Source organism: Campylobacter sp. 10_1_50, from assembly GCF_000238755.1.
In the GTDB taxonomy this organism is placed as follows: domain Bacteria; phylum Campylobacterota; class Campylobacteria; order Campylobacterales; family Campylobacteraceae; genus Campylobacter_A; species Campylobacter_A concisus_R.
Genome location: NZ_JH414887.1, coordinates 482,037 through 503,476 on the forward strand (window position 1 = coordinate 482,037; position 21,440 = coordinate 503,476).

A 21,440-nucleotide genomic window follows, 5' to 3' on the forward strand; every position below is an offset into this window, starting at 1 on the left:
TAAAAATGCAAAATTTAGATATAAGAAAGGCATATCTTGATTTTTTTAAATCAAAAGGTCACGAAGTAGTAGCTTCTGCACCACTTGTGCCAAACGATGCAACACTGCTTTTTACAAATGCTGGCATGGTGCCATTTAAGAGCATCTTCACAGGCGAAGTACCACGCCCAACACCACCTATCCGCACTAGCTGTCAGACCTGCATAAGAGCTGGCGGAAAACACAACGACCTTGATAACGTCGGCTACACAGCGCGTCACCACACATTTTTTGAGATGCTAGGAAATTTTAGCTTTGGCGAATACTTCAAAAAAGAGGCGATCGCTTATGCTTGGGAGTTTGTCACAGAAGTGCTAAAACTACCAAAAGATAAGCTCTATGTCACAGTGCATGAGACTGACGATGAGGCCTTTGAAATTTGGAGCACTCACATCGCAAAAGAGAGAATTTACCGCTTTGGCGACCACGATAACTTCTGGCAGATGGGCGATACTGGACCATGCGGCCCTTGCAGTGAAATTTTTTACGATCAAGGCGCTGAGCACTTTAACACACCAGAAGATTACATGGGCGGCGATGGAGATAGATTTTTAGAGATATGGAACCTTGTTTTCATGCAGTATGAAAGAAGCGCGGATGGCAAACTAAGCCCACTACCAAAGCCAAGCATAGATACTGGCATGGGACTTGAGCGCGTTACAGCTATCTTGCAAGGCAAATTTAGCAACTACGACAGCACACTTTTTATGCCGCTCATAAACGAAGTGGCAAAGCTTTGCGGCAAGCCATACGTCTATGAAAGTGGCGCTAGCTACCGCGTCATAAGCGACCACATCCGTTCAGTCACATTTTTGCTAGCTCAAGGCACTACATTTGACAAAGAAGGCCGTGGCTACGTGCTTCGCCGTATCTTACGCCGTGCGATCCGCCATGGATACTTGCTAGGCATAAAAGAGCCGTTTATGTATAAGCTTGTCGATAAAGTTTGCGAGCTTATGGGCGGACACTACACCTATCTAAACGATAAAAAAGCAGCCGTAAAAGAGCAGATCAAGCTTGAAGAAGAGAGATTTTTAGCAACAATCGCAAGCGGACTTGAGCTATTTGAGAGCGAGCTTAAAAATACAAAAGAAATTTTTAGCGGAGAGGCTGCATTTAAGCTCTATGATACATTTGGCTTCCCACTTGACCTAACGGCTGATATGCTTAGAGAAAAGGGCTTAAAGGTCGATGAGGCAAGGTTTGATGAGCTTATGAGTGAGCAAAAAGCACGCGCAAAAGCTGCTTGGAAAGGCAGTGGCGACAAGAGTGCGAAGGGCGATTTTAAAGAGCTACTTGAGAAATTTGGCGAGAATAAATTTATAGGCTACGAAGAGCTTAAGAGTAAAAGTAAAATTCTAGCCTTGCTTGATGAAGAATTTAAAAATGTAGATAGCCTAGATGCTGGCAAAGAGGGCTGGGTGATGTTTGATGTCACTCCATTTTACGCTCAAAGTGGCGGTCAGTGCGGCGATAGCGGCAAGATAGTTGGCAAAGCAAATGTGCTTGATACACAAAAATTTCATGGGCTAAATTTATCTTTAGTAAAAACTAACTCGGCGCTAAAAGTTGGCGACGAAGTAGAGCTTGAAGTGGGCAGCGACAGAGCGGAGACTGCGCGTCATCACAGCGCTACACACTTGCTTCACGCAGCCCTTAGAAGCGTACTTGGCACACACATCGCTCAAGCTGGCTCAAACGTCGAGGCAGATAGACTAAGGTTTGACTTCTCTCATCCAAAGGCGCTTACTAGCGAAGAAATTTCAAAGGTTGAGAACCTTGTAAATGAGTGGATCTTAACTGGTGCAAATGCAAAAACGCAGGTTATGGAGCTTGAAGAGGCTAAAAAAAGCGGAGCGATCGCGCTATTTAATGAAAAATATGCCGACAAGGTAAGAGTTGTGAGCTTTGGCGATGTCAGCAAAGAGCTTTGCGGTGGCACACACGTAAAAAATATAGATGAGATCGGATCGTTTTTCATCACAAAAGAGAGTGGCGTAAGTGCTGGAGTTAGGCGTATAGAGGCTGTTTGCTCAAGGGCTGCGCTAAATTTAGCAAGGTCATTTAGAGCTGAGCTTGAAGAGCTAAAAGATGAGCTAAAAAGCACAGAACCACTAAATGCCGTTAAAAAGCTAAAAGGCGAGATAAAAGGCTTAAAAGATAAGCTAAAAAATGCTAAAAGCTCTGGGGAGCTAGCCTTTATAAATGTAAATGAGACCAAGCTTTGTGTGGCGCACATCGATGGTGGCGACATAAAAACTTTGATAGATGAGTTTAAAAACGAGCACGAAAAGGCTGCTATTTTGCTGGTCCAAACAGATGAAGATGGTAAAATTTCTCTTGCAGCTGGCGTGAAAAATGCTCCTATAAAAGCTGGCGCTTGGGTTAAATTTGCAGCGCAAATTCTAGGCGGCAATGGTGGCGGAAAAGACGACTTTGCAACAGCTGGCGGCAAAAACGCTCTAGCCATCGAAGACGCCATAAAAAGCTCACTTGAGTATGCAAGGCAAGCTTTAGAAAAATGATTCATCAAGAGATCGCTTTTTTTAAATTTGATCAACTAATCATCTTCTTGCACATTAGTTTCGTAGCTCTTTTTATAGGGCTACAAGCTGGTTTAGTGCTTACTGGAAGCTATTTTATAAAAAATAAATTTGAAGATAAAGAGCGCTATCACATCTTGCTTCACATCATAAGACGCTTTGGACTAGCTATCTTTGCGCTAGTTCTTGGCATCGCACTAACTAGCCTGATAATTGTCTTTTACTTTGATGATGGCAAAATGCAAAATCCAATGACAAGTGCGATAGTAGCGACCAAATGGGCGATAGAGCTATTTTTACTCTTAAATTTAAGCTACATCTTTTATAGATACAAAAAGGCTTTAAAAACTCTAAGATCACACGAAATGATCGAGCTAAACGAAAGTCTAATCGTCATCATCTACTACTTCACGCCGCTAAATTTACTAGCCTCGCTTGCAGCTGTCTATCTTGGCGTGAGCTATATGGGCTTTTTATGATCACACTTGCTTCTAGCTCGCCAACAAGGGCAAATTTACTAAAAAATGCTGGGATAGAATTTAAACAAATTTCTTGCAGCTTTGATGAGAGCATGATAGCAAAAGAGCTAAAACCTGAAATTTACGTCCAAAACGTCGTAAAAGCTAAAAAAGAGCAGTTTTTAAAGGCAAATGGCAAGCTTTTAAATTTACTCTTTGCAGATAGCTGCGTGGCTTGTGGGGATAAAATTTTAGGCAAGGCAAAGGATGCAAACGAGGCACTTGCTATGCTAAATTTACAAAGTGGCAATGAGTGTAGCGTCTATACGGCGATGATATTTTTAGGCGAATTTGAGCTTATAAATGTGAGCAAGACCACATATAAATTTGCTAAATTTAGCGAGCAAGAGCTAAAAAGCTACCTAGAAAGTGGCGAGTGGCGAGGCAAGGCTGGAGCCATGACGATAGAAAATTTTAATAAAAAATACATCATCTCCCAGCACGGCGAGACAAGCACGGCAATGGGGCTAAATTTAAAAATATTAAAGGCATTTTTATGAAATATATCTTGGCATTTATCTTTGTAGTTGCCGTCGCACTTGGTGGAGCGTTTTTATACTTTTATTCGCAGGTGAGATTTGACGCTTATACCATCATCGACTACAAGCCAAAGCTTGCGACACAAATTTTTGATAGAAACAACGAGCTCATCGCAAATATATTTGAAGAAAATAGAATTTACGTCAAATATAACGACATCCCGCCACGTGTCATCGAAGCGCTCGTGGCTATCGAGGATACGAGCTACTTTGAGCATGGTGGCATCAACGTAGAAGCCATGGCAAGAGCGGCGATAAAGGACATCAAAGCTAGAAAGCTGGTAGAAGGCGCATCCACGCTAACTCAACAGCTCATAAAAAACCTAGCCCTAAGCCGCGAGAAGAAATTTACAAGAAAGATAAAAGAAGTCGTGCTTGCTATGAAGCTTGAAAGCGAGCTTAGCAAAGAGGACATCATCGAAAGATACCTAAATCACGTATATTTCGGACATGGCTACTACGGTATCAAAACAGCTGCTGAAGGGTACTTTAGAAAAGAGCTAAATGAGCTAAGCATAAAAGAGATAGCGATGCTAGTTGGCATGCCAAAAGCGCCAAGCACTTATGATCCTACAAAGCATCTCGACCTCTCTCTTAGCCGCGCAAACAGGGTACTTGAAAGGATGTATGGCATCGGCTGGATAAACGAAGATGAGTACCGAAAGGGCGTGCTTGAAGAGCCAGCAGTCTTTGACGATACGCTCACACGCAATAAAGCTCCTTACGTGGTCGATGAGATCATAAAAGAGGCTTCAAAGAAATTTGACGATATAAAAACTGGCGGTTACAAGATACAAAGCACCGTCGATCTAAATGTGCAAAAGATCGCTCAAGACGCCCTAGTCTATGGCTACAATGAAATTTTAAAAAGAGATAAAAAGGCAAATCCAGAGATGTTAAATGGCGCTATCGTCGTCACTCATCCACAAAGCGGACAAATTTTAGCTCTGATTGGCGGCATCGACTACGCAAAAAGTAGCTACAACCGCGCCACCCAGAGCAAGCGTCAGCCAGGATCAAGCTTTAAGCCATTTATCTATCAAATAGCCCTTGATAGCGGCTATTCAGTCGTCTCTCAGGTAGCTGATATCGCTAGGACGTTTGACATGGGCAATGGCAAAGAATGGACGCCAAAGAACTATAGCGGTGGTTTTCAAGGCTACATCACGATAAAATCAGCCTTAACCCAGTCTCGCAACCTCGCAACCATAAATTTACTAAACGATCTTGGTCTTAGCTCAGTTCGCAAACAGCTTACAGATATGGGCTTTAACGACATCCCTGAAAATTTATCAATCGCACTTGGTAGCTTTGGAATTTCGCCACTTGACTTTGCGAAATTTTACTCGATGTTTCCAAACGATGGCGAAGTGGTCGAGCCTACGCTCATCAAGCATATAGAAAATAGCTTTGGCGCGTCGATGGACTATGAGCCTCAAAAGAAGCAGGTGCTAAAACCTGAGCAGGCATTTTTGATGACAACCTTGCTTCAAAACGTCGTAAACAACGGCACCGGACGCAACGCAAAGGTAAATGGCATCCAGATCGCTGGCAAAACTGGCACGACGAACAACAACATCGATGCTTGGTTTTGCGGCTATTCGCCTGATATCGAGGCCATCATCTGGTACGGAAACGACGATAACAGCCCTATGAAAAAGGTCGAGGGTGGCGGCAGGACAGCTGCGCCTGTCTTTAAGAAATTTATGGAGGGCTACATCAAGCTCTACCCTACCATAAGACGTGCGTTTGAGCAGCCTGATGGCGTCTATAAAGGATACTATAACGGCGCTGATGAGTACTACACAAACGACTCGCCGTTGCCGCAAAATACGCCAACAAACGACATCATTCAAGATCAAGAAAACGATGGATTATTATTTTAGGAGATAAGATGAAAAGATTAAAAATTTTACTTTGCCTAGCGCTTGCAAGCCTTGCATATGGCGCTGATCTAAACACAGCTAGCAAGAGCGAGCTAATGAGCCTTGGACTAAACAAAAGCCAGGCACTAAACGTCATAAAGTATAGAAAAGCTCATAAATTTACAAGTGTCGAGGAGCTTGAGAAGGTTCAAGGCATCGGCTTTAACGACATGCAAAAGGTCAAAGAAAAGCTTAGTGTAAAAGATAGCCAAAAGGCGAAAAAGGCTGAGCCTCAAAAGAAGTCAAAAAACAAGAAGCTAAAAAGCAAGAAAAAGAAAAAATAGATTTAGTTTAAAAATTTAAATTTTTAAAAAATTGCTTTAAGTGAAAGGAATCTTTAAATGATTAATATCAATAAATTTAGAGAAGTAAGTTTTTTTAAATTTTTAACTTTATTTATAATATATATGCTTTTTGTAAATCATATATTTTTATATAAAGGCGTTTTTTTAGGATTTTTAGAAACAAACTCGCTTTCTTTTTCTACCTTATTTTTCACAATTATGTGCATATTTCTTGCGTCACTTTTTGCAAGCGTATTTTGCATTGTATTTCTACCTTATTTACTAAAACCCTTTACTATTTTTATAATTATTGTTAGCTCGATTTGTTCTTATTTTATGTCAAATTACGGCGTTATCATAAACAAAGAGATGCTACTAAACGTCCTTCATACTGATAACAAAGAAGCTTTTAGCTATTTAAGCATAAATTTAGTATTGTGGTTTGTATTTGCAACTATTTTGCCATGTATTTATGTTGTTTTCGTAAAAATCAATTATGGTAGCTTTAAAAATAGTCTAAAAATTAGATTAAAGATTATCGCTTTTTCGATCGTTACTATCGCTATTATTTTTTCATTAACTTCAAAAATTTTCATACCATTTTTTAGAGAACACATTTACTTAAAAACGGTCTTACTTCCGTCTTATCCAGTATATTCTGCCATAAAGTTAGCTCAAATTTTGCTTCAAAAACCGCTCCCTTTTACCTACGTGGCAGATGACGCAGCGCTCACAAACGATAAAAAGAAAATTTTAGTTTTGATAGTTGGCGAGACACAAAGGAGCAAAAACTACTCGCTAAATGGCTACGCTAAAAACGATACAAACAAATTTACCAAGCAAAAAGATGTAGTAAGTTTTACAAATTTCTACTCATGCGGAACCGCGACAGAAACTAGCGTGCCTTGCCTATTTTCAGACTTAAAGCGAGAAAATTTTAGCAACCGCGAGGCTAAAGCTCGTGAAAATTTAGTTGATATCATCAATAAACTTGGCATAAAAACATACTTTTTTGGCAACAATAGTGGCGGCTGCAAGGGCGTTTGCGACAATCTTGATCAAAACCACACCTCAGAGCACAGAGCAGCTGGCTTTGATGAAGTGATATTTGATGAGGCAAAAAAGGTCATAAAAGATGCAAACTCCACTACATTTATCGTGCTACATTTGCAAGGCTCACATGGCCCCATCTACTACAAAGGCTACCCAAGTAAATTTAAAGAATTCACCCCAACATGCGACACTGCCGAGCTAAACAAATGCACGCCAGATGAGATAGCAAACACCTATGACAACACCATTTTATATGAAGACTATCTACAAAGCGAGCTGATAAACGCTCTTGAAGCAAGAAAAGATAAATTTGAGGTTGCCATGTTCTTTTTCTCAGATCACGGAGAGAGTCTAGGCGAAAATGGCATATATTTACACGGACTGCCTTACTCCATCGCTCCAGATGAGCAAAAACATATCCCAGCCATCATCTTTTCAAGCGATAGCGAGCTTTTAAAAAGGCTAAAAGCTAGAAAAAACGAAACTCTTTCGCATGATTTTATCTTTAGCTCAGTGCTTGGATATTTTGGGGTAAAAACTAAGGCTTACGAGCCAGAATTTGATATTTTTAGGGAGTAAATTTAAAAGCCAGCCTAGGCAAAGCCCGAGGCTGGCGCAAATTTAAAAGCTGATCTCTTTTATATCAGCTACTTTTAGTATCTCGCTATAAATTTGACCGATGATTGCGACGCGGTTATTTCGCACTTTCTCGTTTTCAACGTTTATCATAACTTTATCAAAAAACTCATCTATCTGCGGCTTTAGAGCAAATAGCACTTTTAGCCTTGGCTCGTATGCTAGGCTCTTATCGACGGCTTTAAACGCGTCATTTAAGGCCTTTTCAGCATCTATCTCAAAGAGGCTCTCATCGACCTTGCTAAATTTATCATCTTTTATGATGTTTGCAAGGCGCTTAAATGTCGAGAAATTCTCTCTAAAATTTGGTTCGCTTGAAATTTTAGCAAGTGCCTCTATCATCTTAGTTAGCTCCAAGATGTCCTTTTCGCCGCTTTTTATGCAAGCTTTTACGATAGAAGCATTTGCGTCAAAGAAGGTGTAGAGCCTATCAAGGATGAAATTTATAAGCACTTCAACGTCAAATTTCTTATACTCTTTTGCGATATCTTCTAAAATTTCTTTTACGTTAAATTTCAGATTATGCGCCAAAACGATCTTTATCACGCCATTTGCCGCGCGCCTTAGAGCGTATGGGTCCTTGGTGCCGCTTGGGATTTTACCGATACTAAAGAGCCCCATTAGCGTATCAAGCTTATTTGAAAGTGCCACAACCGAGCTAAAGACCTTGCTTGGGCACTGCGCCTCCTCGCCGTCTGGCAGATACTGCTCTTTTATAGCTAAAACGACGTTTTCGTCCTCATTTTTGGCCTTTGCGTAGTAAGCGCCCATGATGCCTTGAAGCTCGGTAAATTCATAAACCATCTGCGTTGTAAGATCAGCCTTACTTAGCATCACAGCTCGCTCCAGCTTGCTCGCATACTCGCCAGCCTCTTTTTTAAGTAGCTCACCATAGTTGCTAGCAAGTTTTTTAGCCACTTTTAGCTCTCTAAGCTCTTTTTCATAGATGCTTCCAAGCTCTTTTAGGTAGGTTATATTTTTTAGTTTTTCTGGGCTAAATTCGGCCTTAAGGTCGCTTTGCCAAAAGAACATCGCGTCACTTAGCCTTGCTCTTAGCACCTTTTCGTTGCCCTTGATGATGAGCGAATAGTCCTTTGTAATGGCGTTACTAACGACAACGAAGCCATTTGCTAGCTTGCCATCTTTAAAGACTGGGAAGTAGCGCTGATTTTCTTTCATAGATGTGATGATGACCTCGCTTGGCACCTCCAAAAACTCCTCTTCAAACGAGCCAAGAAGCGCTGTTGGATACTCAGTGATCGCCACGACTTCAGCTAGTAACTCTTTATCTATCTCGATCTTTAGCCCGCTTTTTTGGCTGATCCTTTCAAACTCATCAAGGATTATTTTCTCTCTCTCGTCTGCCTCAAGCACGATGCCACGGCTCTTTGAGCCATCAAAATACTCTTTTATATTTGAAATTTTTATCTTGTCGTAGCTAACGCTTCTGTGAGGATAGGTAGAGTTGCTACTCTCTACGCCAAATTTGTTAAATTTAATGACCTCATCTCCAAGCAAGCATAAAAACGATCTTATCGGGCGGATAAACTCGAACTCGCCATTGCCCCAGCGCATAGACTTGCCAAAGCTAAGGCTCTTTAAAAACTCCTCGACCATATCGCCCATTACCTTAGCAACCGGCTCACCCTTCACCTCTTTTTCGTAGTAAAGCACCTCTTTGCCGTCTATCTCTTTAAATTTAAGCTCGCTCTCATCTATGCCACATTTATTTGCAAAGCTAAGCGCCGCCTTTGTAAAAGCTCCGTCCTTTAGCGCTACTTGCTTTGGCGCACCAACGAAACTAGCCACGCTATCTGGTTGAGCTAATGGAAATTTCTCATGAAAAAAGACCAAACGGCGCGGCGTGTAGTAAAATTTAAACTCGCTTTTGATGTTATATTTTTCAAGCACAGCCTGCCATTTAGCATTAATGTTTGGCAGCTCCCTTAAAAATGGTATCGCTGGGAGCTCCTCGACTCCGATCTCTAGTAACAACTCTTTCATATCTCACTCTTTTTATTAAAATTTTCTCTTTTTTCTCTTATCATCTCTCTTGCTCTCTCCTTCTCTTGCGCCTGCACAATGACGCCTCTAATCATAAATATCACAAACAAAACAAACGCTGCGATCATAAAAATATCTAAAATTTGCACCATCTACTCCACAACGATTTGGTTTTCTCTCTTGTAAATTTTAACTCTCGCATTTTCAAAACTATACTCACCATCTTTTAGCTTTTTCTTGCTATAAACCCTGATCTTACCGTATGGTGTATGCAGGTAGCCCCTCTCTAGTCTGCCCGAAATTTTAGCAAAGACATCGCCACTTCTAGCTTCGCCTAATTGCGATGCATCTAGTAAATTTTCGTTAATATCTTTCGTGCCATGCTCATTTATGATCTCATAAGAGCTGACTTCAAGCATATCTTTATAAATTTTCATTCGCCTTACTAAAACATCTAACTCTTCTCCTACAGTAACGCTATTTTTAGGATCATAGACATAAATTCCGCGGTGATTTTTCGAGATGATAAAGCCATGCTTATCTTTTAAGATAACAACCGCTTTTTCAATCACGACTGGCACAGCTTCTGGATGATTAAAAAGCGTATCCACATCAGCCGTCTTATAGCTTTGTTCGCTTATTTTTTTATTGGCTTTGTTTTCATCTTTTTTAAAAATTTTACTTACAAAGCTCTTTTTTACTGGGCTTGGATCAGTTGAAATTTTAAACTTTAATGCAAAGTGATCTGAGTAAAGGTCGCTCTTTGCAAAGCCTTTTTCATCGACTGCAAAGCTTGGTTTAAAGACTTCAAAACTACCACCAACATAGCTTAGATCGCCATTTTCCATAAAGCTAGGTGAAAGCAAAACATGATCGATCGCTCTTTTTTTGCCATGCACTGCGTGGGAATATCTATCTTTTGGGGCTAAAAAGCTATAAAGATCGTAAAATCCACGAGTTGCGATGATGTCATTTAAGATGGATTTTTGCCCATAAGGTGAGTTAAAATCACCCAAAATAATCGCATTTTTCTCTTTACCTAGAGCCGTTCTTAACGTTTTTTCAGCCTTTTTTTGCATATTTATGCCATTTTTATAAGTTGGAAAGTGATTTACAAATATGCTAAATTTCTTACCTTCTATCTCAAACATAACCTTTAAGATATTTCTCGTCTTTACGTTTGGAACTTTAAAAATTTCACTGCCACTTGGCTTTATCTTTGATATGAGAGCTAGCCCGACTGGAGAGTTTTTTGCCTTGCTAAAAGCTATAAATTTATACTCACTGCCACCAACCAAAGCCTTTAAAACCTGCTCATTTTCGATCTCTTGAAGTGCGATAATGTCGGTATTTAGTGCATTTATGACTTGTCTTGTCCTTTGTAGTTTTGAATCAGCTGCCTCGCAGTCCCATTTTGATACGCCTACTTTAAAATCAAGATACTCGCTACCATCATCTTTGCAATCAAATAAATTTTGCACATTATAAGTTGCGATGCTAATTTCACTCGCAAATGCCACCAAAATGGTAAAAAACAAAGCAAAAACTACTCTCAAATCTCACTCCTAAAGTCAAATTCAGTGATATTTTGCCTGATCGCCTCATAAGCGATAATGCCAGCACTCATAGCTAAATTTAAGCTCCTGCCCTCTTTTCCCATCGGGATCGTTATGGCGTTTTTGAAATTTATATCCATAAATTCTCTTGGCAGTCCCGTACTCTCGCCACCAAAAAATATAAAATCTCCTGGCTCAAATTTAGCGTCGTAGTAAAGCCTGTTTGTCTTAGTCGTAGCAAAGAAAAATCGCTCTTTGTGGCTTAAATTTGCCTCCAAAAATTCATCTAGGCTCTGCCAAATTTGTGGCTTTAAGATTTTCCAATAATCAAGCCCAGCACGTCTAACAGCCTTTTCGCTCAGATCAAAGACAGTTGGCTTAACGATGTGCAGCTTTAAATTTGCATTTACGCACATTCTGCCGATAGCTCCGGTGTTTTGCGGTATCTGAGGATGGACTAGGACTATGTTAAACATAAGTTTTTCTTGCCTTAAAAAGTGTTATAAACTGCCTTATTTTAGCCAAAATGGGCTTTTAAGAGTTTTAAAGATTAAGATTTTCTAAATTTGCGCTTGGCTAGATAGCTTGAAATTTCAAGCTCCTGTCTGCGTTTTATCTCAGCTGCTATCATCTCGTTTTTAAAGCCAGCCGCCAAGATCTCTCTCACGTCTATCTTTGGCTCAAATTTACGCTCATAAATTCCAAGCTCTTTTGCACGCTCTATGCGCTCTTTATTATAAGCTCCAAGCCACGATTTTATAGGCATATTTAGAGCAATTTCTAGTAGCTCTCTATCGCTTGGCATAGCTTTAAAAAATGGCTCTTTTAAGATAGAAAAGTAGCTCTTTGGCAGGCGCATTTTTTCTAAAATTTCTTTTGCGTCAAGCTCAAATTTACCAAAAAGCATATATAAAAACAGCCTCTCATCATCCACGAAATTTCTAGCGCTCTTTAGCTCGCTCAAGAACTCATCATTTTCACAAATTTGCACGCCAAAAATTTCTTTAAAAAGTGAAAGTTTAAAAAGATAAAACGCCCCTTTTTCAAGATGCTCTGAGCGAAAAAATTTAATGAGCTCGGTATTTATTCTATCCTTGCTTAGATGCGCTAGATCAAGCGTTTTCATAAGCTCTAGTGTATCATCAGCTATGCTAAAGCCAAGCCTAGCGCTAAACTGCACGCCACGTAGCACCCTTAGCGGATCTTCTTTAAATTTCTCACTATCGATGTGTCTTAGCATCTTGCTCTCAAGGTCCTTTTTGCCGCCATGAAAGTCTAAAATTTCACCGTTAAAGATGTTCATCATCATGGCATTTACTGTAAAATCACGCCTAAGACTTGCAAGGCTTGGATCATTTATGTAGCTTACGGCAAAGTCTTTGTGCGAATTTCCAGTCTTACTCTCGCTTCGTGGCAGACCAAGATCGTAGTTTTTATATTTGTAGATGAAGTAGCTTTTGCCAACACCACTAGCTCTTATGCTAGCCATAAGCTCGTCAAATTTAAGAGGCTCTATGTCATAAACTTCAATGTCATAATCATAAATTTCTCGCCCCAAAAGTGCATCTCTCACGCAGCCACCTACTAGATAGACGCGCTTGCTAAAAGGGGCAAATAGCGACCTAAAAAAGTCTAGCTCGCTATTTTTGTAAATTTCTGTCCCAGTTTTTGCCTCAAATTTATTATTTTGAGAGATTTTGTAGTCTATTTTCGATGTTTGCAAGGGTAAATTCTAAAAATTTAGTCGTTAGCTCGAGCCTTTGGCCAAGGTCTTGCTCGCTAGTTTGCTTAAGCCCCTCAAAAAGCACCTCGATGCGCTCAGCAAGGTTTGCTAAGAAAATTTCTTCATCACTTATCTCCCTGCTCTTTGGCAAAATTTGCGCTACCTTTGGCTCTGGCTCGCTTTGCGCACTTGACACGCTTAGCACGCTTGCCTCTACTTTTGGCTCTTCAAGCACTTGCTCATCAGCAGATTCTATTGCTAAAAGCTCTTTTTTTAAATTCTCCCTTTCAAGCTCTTCTTGCTTTTTGTTTTGCAGTGCCTCTATCTTCTCAAGCTCGGCGCTAACCTCACTAATGGCCATCCTAGCGATATCATCAAGCTTCATAATCTTATCAACCACCTTTTAAATTCATTTATCTCTTCGTCACTTTTCATCCTGATAAAAAACTCTTTCATCTGCTCATTTTTTATCACGCGCTCCTTGCGAAGTCCGCTCAGGCGGTTTATCGCGCTAAGGGCGTCCTTGTTTGACGGGTCTTGTTTTAAGATGTTCTTGTAAATTTCAAGCGCATCGTCTTTTAGCCCTTGCGCCTCGTAGATCAGTGCTTCAGTGATTGTCTTTTTCATTTTTTGATAAATCCTGCTATCACGTCGCCTATCTCGCTTGTTGAGCAAATTTCAACTGCGTTAAATGCGGCGATATCTTTTGTTCTATATCCCTTTGCAAGCGCTGTTTTTACGGCATTTTCTATCGCATTTGCAGCTTCGCTCTCGCCAAAAGCGTATCTTAGCATCATCGCTGCACTTAAAATGGTCGCGATCGGATTTGCTATGCCCTGCCCTGCGATGTCTGGCGCTGAGCCGTGGATAGGCTCATAAATTCCCACTTTGCCGCCCATGCTAGCACTTGGCAAAAGTCCTATCGAGCCACAAACCATGCTCGCTTCGTCACTTAAAATGTCGCCAAATAAATTTTCAGTCAGTATGACATCAAAATTTGCTGGCGCTCTTACTAGCTGCATCGCTGCGTTATCGACATACATAAAGCTAAGCTCTACTTCAGGATAGCCCTTTGCCACCTCGCTTGTCACCTCGCGCCAAAGCTGGCTTGTCTCAAGGACATTTGCCTTATCGACCATGCAGACCTTTTTCTTGCGAAGCATAGCCGTCTCAAAGGCGATCTTTGCGATGCGCTCGATCTCAAATTTAGTATAGACCATCGTATTAAACGCTCTATCTTCGCCTTTTTCACGTGGCTGACCAAAATAAAGCCCACCAGTTAGCTCGCGAACCACGACAAAATCAACACCCTTTAAAACCTCTGGCTTTAGCGTGCTAGCATCTACTAGTTCGTCAAAGATGATGGCTGGGCGTAAATTTGCATAAGCTTCAAGCTCTTTTCTGATCTTTAAAAGCCCGCTCTCTGGCCTTAGGTGCCTTGGTAGGCTGTCCCATTTCTCGCCGCCGATCGCTCCAAAAAGCACAGCGTCGCTACTAAGTGCCGAGCTTAGCGTCTCATCTGGCAGTGGCTCACCAAAAACGTCGTAGGCTGCGCCGCCCATAAGCTTGTAGTCATACTCAAATTTGATACCAAACTCGGCACTTACGACGTCTAAAACCTTTATCGCCTCGTCGATGATCTCAGGGCCGATGCCATCGCCTTTTATAACGCAAATTTTATAGTTTTTCATCGCCGCTCCTTAGTTCATCTTCGCTTTTGCGTACTCGATAAGGCCACCAGCGTTTAAAAGCTCTTGCATAAATGGCGGGATAGCGTTAAATTTATACTCTTTTTTTGTGCTCTCATTTACGATGACGCCGTTATCCACGTCGATCTTTAGCGTATCGCCCTCGTTTATCTCATCAGTTTCTTTTATCTCAAGTATCAAAAGCCCTGTGTTAAAGCTGTTTCTATAAAAAATCCTCGCAAAGCTCTTAGCCACAACAGCTGCTATGCCAGCCTCTTTTAGCGCTAACGGTGCGTGCTCTCTTGAGCTTCCGCAGCCAAAATTTTCGCCAGCTACGATGATGTCGCCTTTTGCTATTTTTGAGCTAAATTTAGGATCGGCGTCTTCCATGATGTGTTTTGCTAGTTCTTTTTCGTCTGAAGTGTTTAAGTATCTTGCGGCGATGATGATGTCAGTGTCGATATTATCGCCAAATTTCCAAACTTTGCCTTGTTTCATTTTTAACCTTTAGTTTTGTAAATTTGGGCTGATTTTAACCAAAAGAAGCTAAATAAATAATCAAAACTCGGCAACTATCAGTTAGTGTGGGTAAATTTAAGGTCTTTTAAACGATGTGCATGAGCTAAGAATTTAAGTCTTACTAAATTTAGCGGCAAAATGGCTAAAAAGCAAAAATAAAAACATGCACCGCCTAGTTTAGCAGTTTAATGTCGATGCTCAGTTTTTATCAAGCCAGCTAGCCTCCGCCAGCAGGATTGTAAATTTAAGAGTGGTTATTTTATTCGTAGTATTCGTAGCTGATTTGTAGCTTTTTGTATAAGCCGATCTTTATTATGTCGCCGTTTTCGTAGTATTTGTCAGCGGGCTTAAATTTGACCGAGGTTTTATGCGTCAAATTTCCCCGCTCGTCCCTGCTTATATCCTTAAACTGCAAGATTTGCCAGATTTTTGCCTCAGAGCCGAAGTAATTTACCGACGTATACTCCATTTCATCGCCATTTGCTGCGTAGTAATAAACCCATTTTGAGTTTGGGGCTTGCGTGATTTTTTCGTATTCGCCATTTGGCTTGCGCTCGAAGCTTATCTCTATACCGTTGCGCGGCTCCATATTATTTTCTATCCGCGTTAAAGTGCCCTTTTCGTCGTAGATATAGCTATCATCCGTCACTAGCGTCCTGCCAGAATAGACCGCCTGAGCGATCATTTTGCCGTCCTTGCCGTAGGTGGTTTTCTCCGTTCTGGGGTAAAATTTATCCTCGACATACTGCTCTTTGGCCGTTGCGACTAAATTTTCGCCATCAAATTCGTATTCATAGAGATAAACGGCGCTATCTTGATATTTTTTGCGCACTAGCCCGTCTTTGCCATACTCAAACAAAACAGAGCTGTTTGGCACGCCGTTTATATACTCGGTTTCTTGCAGTATATAGCCGCTTTCGTTAAACTCGGTTCGTTTTACGCGTGTGTTTTCTAGCGCTCCAGAGCCATCCATAGAGTATTCATGCTCCGTAGCCGTCATGCTTTTGACCTTGCCTTTTAGCTCTTTTTTGCTCCAGTCGCTTTCTGGTAAAATGGCCGAGTTTAGATAGCAAACCACCGATGCCGCCGCTAAAATAGCCTTTAAAATTTTCATTTTTATCCTTTTTAAACCATGCGTATCATACTCAAAAAGCGGCATAGTCAGTAAAATTCTGGCTTTTATGAGCTTAAAAATGCGCTTGAACTGGCTTAAGTTTTAAGCAAGTCTGAGGTGAATTTACATTTTTTGGGGTTTAATAAATTTAAGCCTTAGCCTTTTGCAAAATTTCTTTCATCTCATCTTCACTAAGTGGCTCAACAAGCACGTTTGCAGCGTCAATGAAGTGGTATTTCTCTTTTGGTAAATTTGCCATGAAAGCTCCATATTCACACTCATCAAGCACATGCGCGTCTTTTTCATCCACGCCCACAACTAGCGTAAGTACCCAGCGTGAGACCTTGCGATCTCCAAGAGCTTCTTGTGCCTGCCACGACGGAGATGGAGCATAAGGCAAGATGGTCGGTAAATTTTCACTAAGCGTATATGTGCCAAGAATTTCGTTGCCGTCTTTGTCTTGATAGAGGTGCTCTCTTGCGCTGTATGCGTCAAGATACTGCACCTGCCTCATCATCTCATCAAATTTAGCCGCAGGGCTGGCGCTTGCAAAAATTTCATCTATCATAACCGCGTCAAACGCCACGTCACGCCCCACGCCAGAGATATAAAGCGTTTGATTTTTCTCTTTTATATCTTTTAACGCTTCAAGTCCAGCTGCGATGTCAGCCTCGTAGTCAAATTTTAAAATTTGCTCGCTATTATAAATTTTTTCGTTATCGCACTCTATTTTTGAGCCAGTTTGGGCTGAGAGCTTTGAGAGTAGCTCAAGTGCGATCTGCCAGTCGCCGACACCACTTGGAGTATAAACACGCACGATATACTCGCCATCTTCGTAGTTTAGCTCAAAGCCACGAGCGCTCTTTTGCCACACGCCTGCTATCATCACGTCAGCGCCTAGCTCATTTGCGCTTGGCTCCTCCTGCTCGCTGTTAAAAAAGAAAAGCCCCTCAACAAGAGCTGAAATTTCACGCTCGCTTAGCGCCTTTGCGTATCCGCCAAGTAGCTTCTTTTTATTTTTTACACTAAATGTCAAACTCATAAATTCTCCTTTTTGCTCTAAAATGTCATCACCTGATCGCACTCTCTCACCCACTCGGACAAGATATCCATGCTGCCTTTCACCTCAGCCTCAAAATAAGGCTCTCCCACATGCAAACCACACCTTGTTTGGCAGCTACCACAAACCTTAAGCATCGCACCGCCAGCGTGTAACTCTTTTAGCATCGCTACTAGATCGACGTCGTAGTTTTCTGGCTTTTTGGTGCTATTTCGTGCAAGATCGACCGCGTCGTTCATGAGAAAGATCCTAACCTCTTCGCCCTTTTCTTTTAGCGCTCTAGCCAGCCTTAGTGCGTTGTAAGCATTGTCCGTGCCGTTATATGGCTGATTTGTAAATATAAATAGAAATTTTTTCATCTCTTATCCTTTTGCTAAAAATGTAGTGCAAACTGGACAAATTTTAGCCAAGCTAGATAAAAAGGGGATAAATTTATCTAAAAAGCAAGAGCACGCCGATCGTGCAGACTATAATGGCAGTGCAAATTTCAAGTAGCCTTAGGTGCGTTTGTAAAAATTTCTTTAGCATAGCTCCGCCAAGTGCGTAGATATTTAGCGCGCAAAACTCGATGAAAACGAGCGTTATGGCGATCACGCACATGCGAGTGAGGCTAAAAGGGTCATCTTTATCCAAAAATGTAGGCAGTAAAGCTGAGAAAAATATCCACGCCTTTGGGTTTGAGACGCTAACGATGAGGCCATTTATAAACATCTGCTTTTTGCTTGGCAAATTTGAGACATTTGTGATGCTAAGCTCGCCCTTGCCAAAAAAGAGCATCACGCCAAGATAGAGCATATAAAGGCCTGCGATGATATTTAGCGCCTTAAATGCGTACTCAAAATGATGCAGCACCGCGCCCACGCCAAGCATGCAGCTAAACGAGACAAAAGCAATCGCTAAAAGCTGCCCAGCCATCACGAAAAACGAGTGCTTGTAGCCAAAGCTCATGCCAATGCTCATCGCGTAGGTCATGTTGATGCCTGGCATCATCGAGATGGGCGCAAGGGTGATAAAAAATAGCAAGAAATTCATGAGATGCCTTGAAATTTTAATGAAATGCTAAATCAAAATCTATAAATTTATGATAAAAGAAGGATTTATTAGCAAATTTAGCCTGCTTTTGGACGTGAGAAATTTGACTTTTGGCGCTAGGGATATAAATTTAATAAATTTAGCGCTAAAACAAAGGCGATTTTGTGTGTGTTTCGTAGCCTAGAGCTTGAAAAGTGGTAAATTTGTTTAGCCTGCTTTTGCTGGCACAAAATTTAGCTTTTGCGCTAGTGACATTTTTGGTCTATAAAATTTAATGAATTTAATAGCGATTTCGTATATACCTCGCAGCCTAGATGGCAAATTTATCAAGTATGCTTTTACATAAATTTTGCTTTTGATATAAAGGCTCTTTATAAATTTATTTGTCTTTAAAGCTAGCTAAATTTAAACCATAAAATAGCCCACTAAAAATTTAGAAATTTAGGCTATTACTATCAGTACGCCAAGCCCTTTACTGGCAGCATTTTGGTAAAAATTTAAAAGCCCAGTAAAGTGCTCTTTTAAACTCACCCTTATATCTTCAAATTCGCTCTGCCGCCCAAAGATATCAGGATATGTCTTTGAGATAGCAAATTCTTTTAAATTTATCTTTGCTAAAAGTGCGCTAATATCAACATCTTTCATCGCCCTAGCCACCTCTTTTACATCCGAAACGTTAGTATAAGAGATCATCTCACTTAGCTCTTCGTTTAGCGCACTACGCCCAAAAATAGCCCAGCTAAAAGGCTCATTTGAGCTAAAAATATCGCCAGCCTTAAGCCTCTGCTTGAAATTTGTGCCAGTTAGCATCTTACACATCGCGTCCCACAAATTATTCAAGTCGTATTCGTCCAAAAGTTCGCCACTGCCGCCATTTTTGATCTTTTCTATATCATCTTGCAAGTAGGCGTAGTAGTGCGCGCTAATCCCCATTTTAGAGCCTTAAATTTTAGTGTGAATTTTAAAAAAAGAGGGCGGAGCTATAAATTTAACAGATCCGCCACGAGAATTTAAGCTTAGTGAGTTAAGAAAAACTCTTGAATTTTAGCTTTGTCGCTTGTTTTTGTAAGAGCAAGCATTAAAAGCACTCTAGCTTTTTGAGCGTTTAGATTGTCGCATGTTAAAAAGCCGTATTTTGCGTCATCAACTTCGCCGTTCATAGTTGTCTCGCCGCTTCCCACACGTGAGTCACGAACTACCACTACGCCAGCCTTTGAAGCCTCACCAAGAGCCTCTAGCACGCTAAAGTAAGGGTTGCCGTTGCCAAGACCAGCACTAATTATGCCTTTTGCGCCGTTTTTAACAGCCACATTTACAAAGTCAGGATTGTCATTTGCGTGAGAGTAGATGATATCAACCCTTGGAAGCTCTTTTACGCCAGTTAGGTCAAAAGCTGAGCTTGCTGTGTGTTTTCTGAGTGGGTTCATATAGTATTTTACGTTGCCGTAAAAAACTGTGCCGATTTTGCCGCTGTTTGGTGATTTAAATGTATCAACGCCTGTTGTGTTAGTTTTTGTTACCTCTCTACCAGCGTGAATTTCATCATTCATAACAACTACAACGCCCTTGCCTACGCTATCTTTGCTGATAGCTACATTTACAGCGTTAAATAAATTTAGCGGACCGTCTGCACTTAGTGAGCCGCTATTTCTCATCGCACCTACAAGCACCACTGGCTTGTCGCTTTTAACGACTAAATTTAAGAAGTAAGCTGTCTCCTCCATAGTGTCTGTGCCGTGAGTAACGACGATACCATCGGCTTTGCCGCTGTTTAGAAGTTCGTTTATTCTATTTGCAAGCTTAAGCCAAACTTCGTTGTTCATATCTTGTGAGCCGATATTTGAAATTTGCTCGCCTTTTATGGTAGCGATCTTGTTGATATCTGGCACGGCTGCGATAAGTTTATCGACCGTAACAGTTCCAGAAGTATAGCTTGAATCAAGCGAACCTGAGCCGCTTCCTGCTATCGTTCCACCAGTAGCTAGGATGTAGATGGTTGGCTTAGCAACCGCTAAAGTAGCACCTAAAATCATGAGTAACACCGCCTTAAAGATTAAACGCATTTTAGCTCCTTTGCATTAAAATTTGCTAGAGCATTATAACGTCATATATTTAAAAAATTTATTAATTTTCAAAATTTATATTTATTTAAAAAATTCTTATCAAAAGCATATAAATTCCAGTTGAAACGACTATGCTAAGAAGGGCATTTTTAAATTTCAAATGCACCAAAACAGCCGTAAAAACCGCCACTATCTCGCTTAAGCCGTATGGAAACTCGCTAAATTTCGTATCTTTTAGCCCGTAGCAGACCAAAACGACCATTATCATCATGCCCATGTGCTTCTCGATAGCGTCTAAATAAGGGTTTGGCTTATAGTTTCTTAACGCATAAAACGGCGTCGCCCTCGTTATAAAAGTAGCCAAGGCGCTTAAAAGCACCGCCACAAAAAGCACCATCTCACTTGAGTTTACACTTATCAAATTTTATCCTTAAACAAAAGCAAAAATACAAAACAAAGCGCCATCGAGCCAACAAGCACAAATTTAGCTGGAAAGAGGCTCACTCCAAGCACGCCAAAAAAGACCGCCGCAAAGAGCACGCGGTAGTTTTTATCATTTTTAAACATCTCGATGACGACCACTATAAAAAGCGCTGTTAAGCTAAACTCAAGTCCCCTTGTATCGGCCTTGATAAAGTCACCAAGTATCGCACCAAGAAGCGTTCCAGCTGCCCAGTATGACCAAGATAGGATATTTAGCCAGGTAAAGACAAAGCTTCGATCATTCGCATCTTTTAGTCCCAAATTTTTAAATATCGCAAAGGTCTCATCTGTTAGCAAAGCGATGTTTAAAAGCTTAAATTTGATCCCGCTATACTCTTTTAAAAGTGAAATCCCATAAAAAGTGTGGCGCAAATTTACAAGATAGCTCACGATAAAGACCTCAACGTAGCTCGTGCCCACACTAAAGAGCGAGAGCATCATAAACTGCGCTGCTCCGCCGTATCCAAGCATGCTAAGCGCCATAGCTATAAATGCGCTCACTCCCATGCTCTTTGCCAGCACGCCAAAGGCGACACCAAGCGGAAAATAGCCCATAAAGATAGGAATAGATAGTTTAAAAACGTAGTTAAATGTCAAATTTTACCTTCATAAAAAGCCAAAATATTAGCAAAAATTTAAAAATTTAAATTTAAAGAGGCGT

The 21,440-nt window shown here is 40.9% G+C and carries 23 protein-coding genes; 6 read left to right on the forward strand and 17 right to left on the reverse strand.

Annotated features, from left to right (window positions below; genetic code table 11):
* Positions 1-5 precede the first annotated feature (5 nt).
* The 6 genes from alaS to HMPREF1019_RS02420 are packed head-to-tail and all read left to right on the forward strand — an operon-like array spanning position 6 to position 7,480.
* Entirely contained in the window at positions 6-2,564 is a 2,559-nt protein-coding gene (gene alaS, locus HMPREF1019_RS02395) for an alanine--tRNA ligase (protein WP_009294082.1), read from the forward strand.
* Positions 2,561-3,061: a hypothetical protein gene (locus HMPREF1019_RS02400; RefSeq protein ID WP_009294083.1), complete on the forward strand. Its 501-nt coding sequence runs from the start codon at positions 2,561-2,563 to the stop codon at positions 3,059-3,061. The genes alaS and HMPREF1019_RS02400 overlap by 4 nt, the downstream gene beginning before the upstream one ends.
* Complete coding sequence (gene maf, locus HMPREF1019_RS02405) at positions 3,058-3,600, forward strand: septum formation inhibitor Maf (protein WP_009294084.1); 543 nt, start codon at positions 3,058-3,060, stop codon at positions 3,598-3,600. Before HMPREF1019_RS02400 ends, maf begins: the two co-directional genes overlap by 4 nt.
* A complete protein-coding gene (locus tag HMPREF1019_RS02410) occupies positions 3,597-5,525 on the forward strand; it encodes a transglycosylase domain-containing protein (RefSeq protein WP_009294085.1) in 1,929 nt (642 codons plus the stop codon). The genes maf and HMPREF1019_RS02410 overlap by 4 nt, the downstream gene beginning before the upstream one ends.
* A gap of 8 nt (positions 5,526-5,533) precedes the next feature.
* The gene (locus tag HMPREF1019_RS02415; RefSeq protein WP_009294086.1) at positions 5,534-5,848 is read left to right on the forward strand and encodes a helix-hairpin-helix domain-containing protein; all 315 of its coding nucleotides are present in this window, start codon (positions 5,534-5,536) and stop codon (positions 5,846-5,848) included.
* A gap of 57 nt (positions 5,849-5,905) precedes the next feature.
* Positions 5,906-7,480, forward strand: coding sequence for a phosphoethanolamine transferase (locus tag HMPREF1019_RS02420; RefSeq protein ID WP_009294087.1), 1,575 nt, complete (start codon positions 5,906-5,908; stop codon positions 7,478-7,480).
* Positions 7,481-7,522: 42 nt separating this feature from the next.
* On the opposite strand, the gene glyS is transcribed toward HMPREF1019_RS02420, so the two are convergent.
* The 17 genes from glyS to HMPREF1019_RS02505 form a co-directional block, all read right to left on the reverse strand.
* The gene (gene glyS / locus HMPREF1019_RS02425) at positions 7,523-9,541 is read right to left on the reverse strand and encodes a glycine--tRNA ligase subunit beta (protein WP_009294088.1); all 2,019 of its coding nucleotides are present in this window, start codon (positions 9,539-9,541) and stop codon (positions 7,523-7,525) included.
* On the reverse strand, positions 9,538-9,690 hold the full coding sequence (locus HMPREF1019_RS10090) for a hypothetical protein (protein WP_180995627.1): 153 nt from the start codon (positions 9,688-9,690) through the stop codon (positions 9,538-9,540). The genes glyS and HMPREF1019_RS10090 overlap by 4 nt, the downstream gene beginning before the upstream one ends.
* A 3-nt stretch (positions 9,691-9,693) precedes the next feature.
* The gene (locus HMPREF1019_RS02435; RefSeq protein ID WP_009294090.1) at positions 9,694-11,097 is read right to left on the reverse strand and encodes an endonuclease/exonuclease/phosphatase family protein; all 1,404 of its coding nucleotides are present in this window, start codon (positions 11,095-11,097) and stop codon (positions 9,694-9,696) included.
* Positions 11,094-11,573 (reverse strand): tRNA (cytidine(34)-2'-O)-methyltransferase, encoded by a 480-nt coding sequence (locus HMPREF1019_RS02440; protein WP_009294091.1) that lies wholly within the window; start codon positions 11,571-11,573, stop codon positions 11,094-11,096. The genes HMPREF1019_RS02435 and HMPREF1019_RS02440 overlap by 4 nt, the downstream gene beginning before the upstream one ends.
* Before the next feature lie 74 nt (positions 11,574-11,647).
* Positions 11,648-12,820: a CCA tRNA nucleotidyltransferase gene (locus tag HMPREF1019_RS02445; protein ID WP_009294092.1), complete on the reverse strand. Its 1,173-nt coding sequence runs from the start codon at positions 12,818-12,820 to the stop codon at positions 11,648-11,650.
* A complete protein-coding gene (locus HMPREF1019_RS02450) occupies positions 12,780-13,220 on the reverse strand; it encodes a CiaD-like domain-containing protein (RefSeq protein WP_232210156.1) in 441 nt (146 codons plus the stop codon). The genes HMPREF1019_RS02445 and HMPREF1019_RS02450 overlap by 41 nt, the downstream gene beginning before the upstream one ends.
* The gene (locus HMPREF1019_RS02455; protein ID WP_009294094.1) at positions 13,202-13,447 is read right to left on the reverse strand and encodes a hypothetical protein; all 246 of its coding nucleotides are present in this window, start codon (positions 13,445-13,447) and stop codon (positions 13,202-13,204) included. Before HMPREF1019_RS02455 ends, HMPREF1019_RS02450 begins: the two co-directional genes overlap by 19 nt.
* Positions 13,444-14,511 (reverse strand): 3-isopropylmalate dehydrogenase, encoded by a 1,068-nt coding sequence (leuB, locus tag HMPREF1019_RS02460; RefSeq protein ID WP_009294095.1) that lies wholly within the window; start codon positions 14,509-14,511, stop codon positions 13,444-13,446. The genes HMPREF1019_RS02455 and leuB overlap by 4 nt, the downstream gene beginning before the upstream one ends.
* Positions 14,512-14,520: 9 nt before the next feature.
* Positions 14,521-15,006, reverse strand: coding sequence for a 3-isopropylmalate dehydratase small subunit (locus HMPREF1019_RS02465; protein WP_002941843.1), 486 nt, complete (start codon positions 15,004-15,006; stop codon positions 14,521-14,523).
* 280 nt (positions 15,007-15,286) lie between these two features.
* Positions 15,287-16,141 (reverse strand): hypothetical protein, encoded by an 855-nt coding sequence (locus HMPREF1019_RS02470; protein WP_009294096.1) that lies wholly within the window; start codon positions 16,139-16,141, stop codon positions 15,287-15,289.
* Between the two features lie 148 nt (positions 16,142-16,289).
* Positions 16,290-17,183: a DUF4299 family protein gene (locus HMPREF1019_RS02475; RefSeq protein ID WP_009294097.1), complete on the reverse strand. Its 894-nt coding sequence runs from the start codon at positions 17,181-17,183 to the stop codon at positions 16,290-16,292.
* Positions 17,184-17,200: 17 nt separating this feature from the next.
* Complete coding sequence (locus HMPREF1019_RS02480; RefSeq protein ID WP_009294098.1) at positions 17,201-17,560, reverse strand: DsrE/DsrF/TusD sulfur relay family protein; 360 nt, start codon at positions 17,558-17,560, stop codon at positions 17,201-17,203.
* 73 nt (positions 17,561-17,633) lie between these two features.
* Positions 17,634-18,233: a LysE family translocator gene (locus HMPREF1019_RS02485; RefSeq protein ID WP_009294099.1), complete on the reverse strand. Its 600-nt coding sequence runs from the start codon at positions 18,231-18,233 to the stop codon at positions 17,634-17,636.
* A 441-nt stretch (positions 18,234-18,674) separates the two neighbouring features.
* Entirely contained in the window at positions 18,675-19,166 is a 492-nt protein-coding gene (locus tag HMPREF1019_RS02490; protein WP_009294100.1) for a DUF1877 family protein, read from the reverse strand.
* 83 nt (positions 19,167-19,249) lie between these two features.
* Positions 19,250-20,266, reverse strand: coding sequence for a type II asparaginase (locus HMPREF1019_RS02495; protein ID WP_410369110.1), 1,017 nt, complete (start codon positions 20,264-20,266; stop codon positions 19,250-19,252).
* A gap of 115 nt (positions 20,267-20,381) precedes the next feature.
* The gene (locus HMPREF1019_RS02500; RefSeq protein WP_009294102.1) at positions 20,382-20,717 is read right to left on the reverse strand and encodes a branched-chain amino acid transporter permease; all 336 of its coding nucleotides are present in this window, start codon (positions 20,715-20,717) and stop codon (positions 20,382-20,384) included.
* Entirely contained in the window at positions 20,714-21,376 is a 663-nt protein-coding gene (locus HMPREF1019_RS02505) for an AzlC family ABC transporter permease (protein WP_009294103.1), read from the reverse strand. Before HMPREF1019_RS02505 ends, HMPREF1019_RS02500 begins: the two co-directional genes overlap by 4 nt.
* Positions 21,377-21,440 lie beyond the last annotated feature (64 nt).

Bases quoted from the DNA above. Each gene is read 5' to 3' on its own strand.
- alaS (WP_009294082.1), top strand. From the start codon at position 6: ATGCAAAATTTAGATATAAGAAAGGCATATCTTGATTTTTTTAAATCA.
- HMPREF1019_RS02400 (WP_009294083.1), top strand. From the start codon at position 2,561: ATGATTCATCAAGAGATCGCTTTTTTTAAATTTGATCAACTAATCATC.
- maf (WP_009294084.1), top strand. From the start codon at position 3,058: ATGATCACACTTGCTTCTAGCTCGCCAACAAGGGCAAATTTACTAAAA.
- HMPREF1019_RS02410 (WP_009294085.1), top strand. From the start codon at position 3,597: ATGAAATATATCTTGGCATTTATCTTTGTAGTTGCCGTCGCACTTGGT.
- HMPREF1019_RS02415 (WP_009294086.1), top strand. From the start codon at position 5,534: ATGAAAAGATTAAAAATTTTACTTTGCCTAGCGCTTGCAAGCCTTGCA.
- HMPREF1019_RS02420 (WP_009294087.1), top strand. From the start codon at position 5,906: ATGATTAATATCAATAAATTTAGAGAAGTAAGTTTTTTTAAATTTTTA.
- glyS (WP_009294088.1), bottom strand. From the start codon at position 9,541: ATGAAAGAGTTGTTACTAGAGATCGGAGTCGAGGAGCTCCCAGCGATA.
- HMPREF1019_RS02440 (WP_009294091.1), bottom strand. From the start codon at position 11,573: ATGTTTAACATAGTCCTAGTCCATCCTCAGATACCGCAAAACACCGGA.
- HMPREF1019_RS02455 (WP_009294094.1), bottom strand. From the start codon at position 13,447: ATGAAAAAGACAATCACTGAAGCACTGATCTACGAGGCGCAAGGGCTA.
- leuB (WP_009294095.1), bottom strand. From the start codon at position 14,511: ATGAAAAACTATAAAATTTGCGTTATAAAAGGCGATGGCATCGGCCCT.
- HMPREF1019_RS02465 (WP_002941843.1), bottom strand. From the start codon at position 15,006: ATGAAACAAGGCAAAGTTTGGAAATTTGGCGATAATATCGACACTGAC.
- HMPREF1019_RS02470 (WP_009294096.1), bottom strand. From the start codon at position 16,141: ATGAAAATTTTAAAGGCTATTTTAGCGGCGGCATCGGTGGTTTGCTAT.
- HMPREF1019_RS02475 (WP_009294097.1), bottom strand. From the start codon at position 17,183: ATGAGTTTGACATTTAGTGTAAAAAATAAAAAGAAGCTACTTGGCGGA.
- HMPREF1019_RS02480 (WP_009294098.1), bottom strand. From the start codon at position 17,560: ATGAAAAAATTTCTATTTATATTTACAAATCAGCCATATAACGGCACG.
- HMPREF1019_RS02485 (WP_009294099.1), bottom strand. From the start codon at position 18,233: ATGAATTTCTTGCTATTTTTTATCACCCTTGCGCCCATCTCGATGATG.
- HMPREF1019_RS02490 (WP_009294100.1), bottom strand. From the start codon at position 19,166: ATGGGGATTAGCGCGCACTACTACGCCTACTTGCAAGATGATATAGAA.
- HMPREF1019_RS02495 (WP_410369110.1), bottom strand. From the start codon at position 20,266: ATGATTTTAGGTGCTACTTTAGCGGTTGCTAAGCCAACCATCTACATC.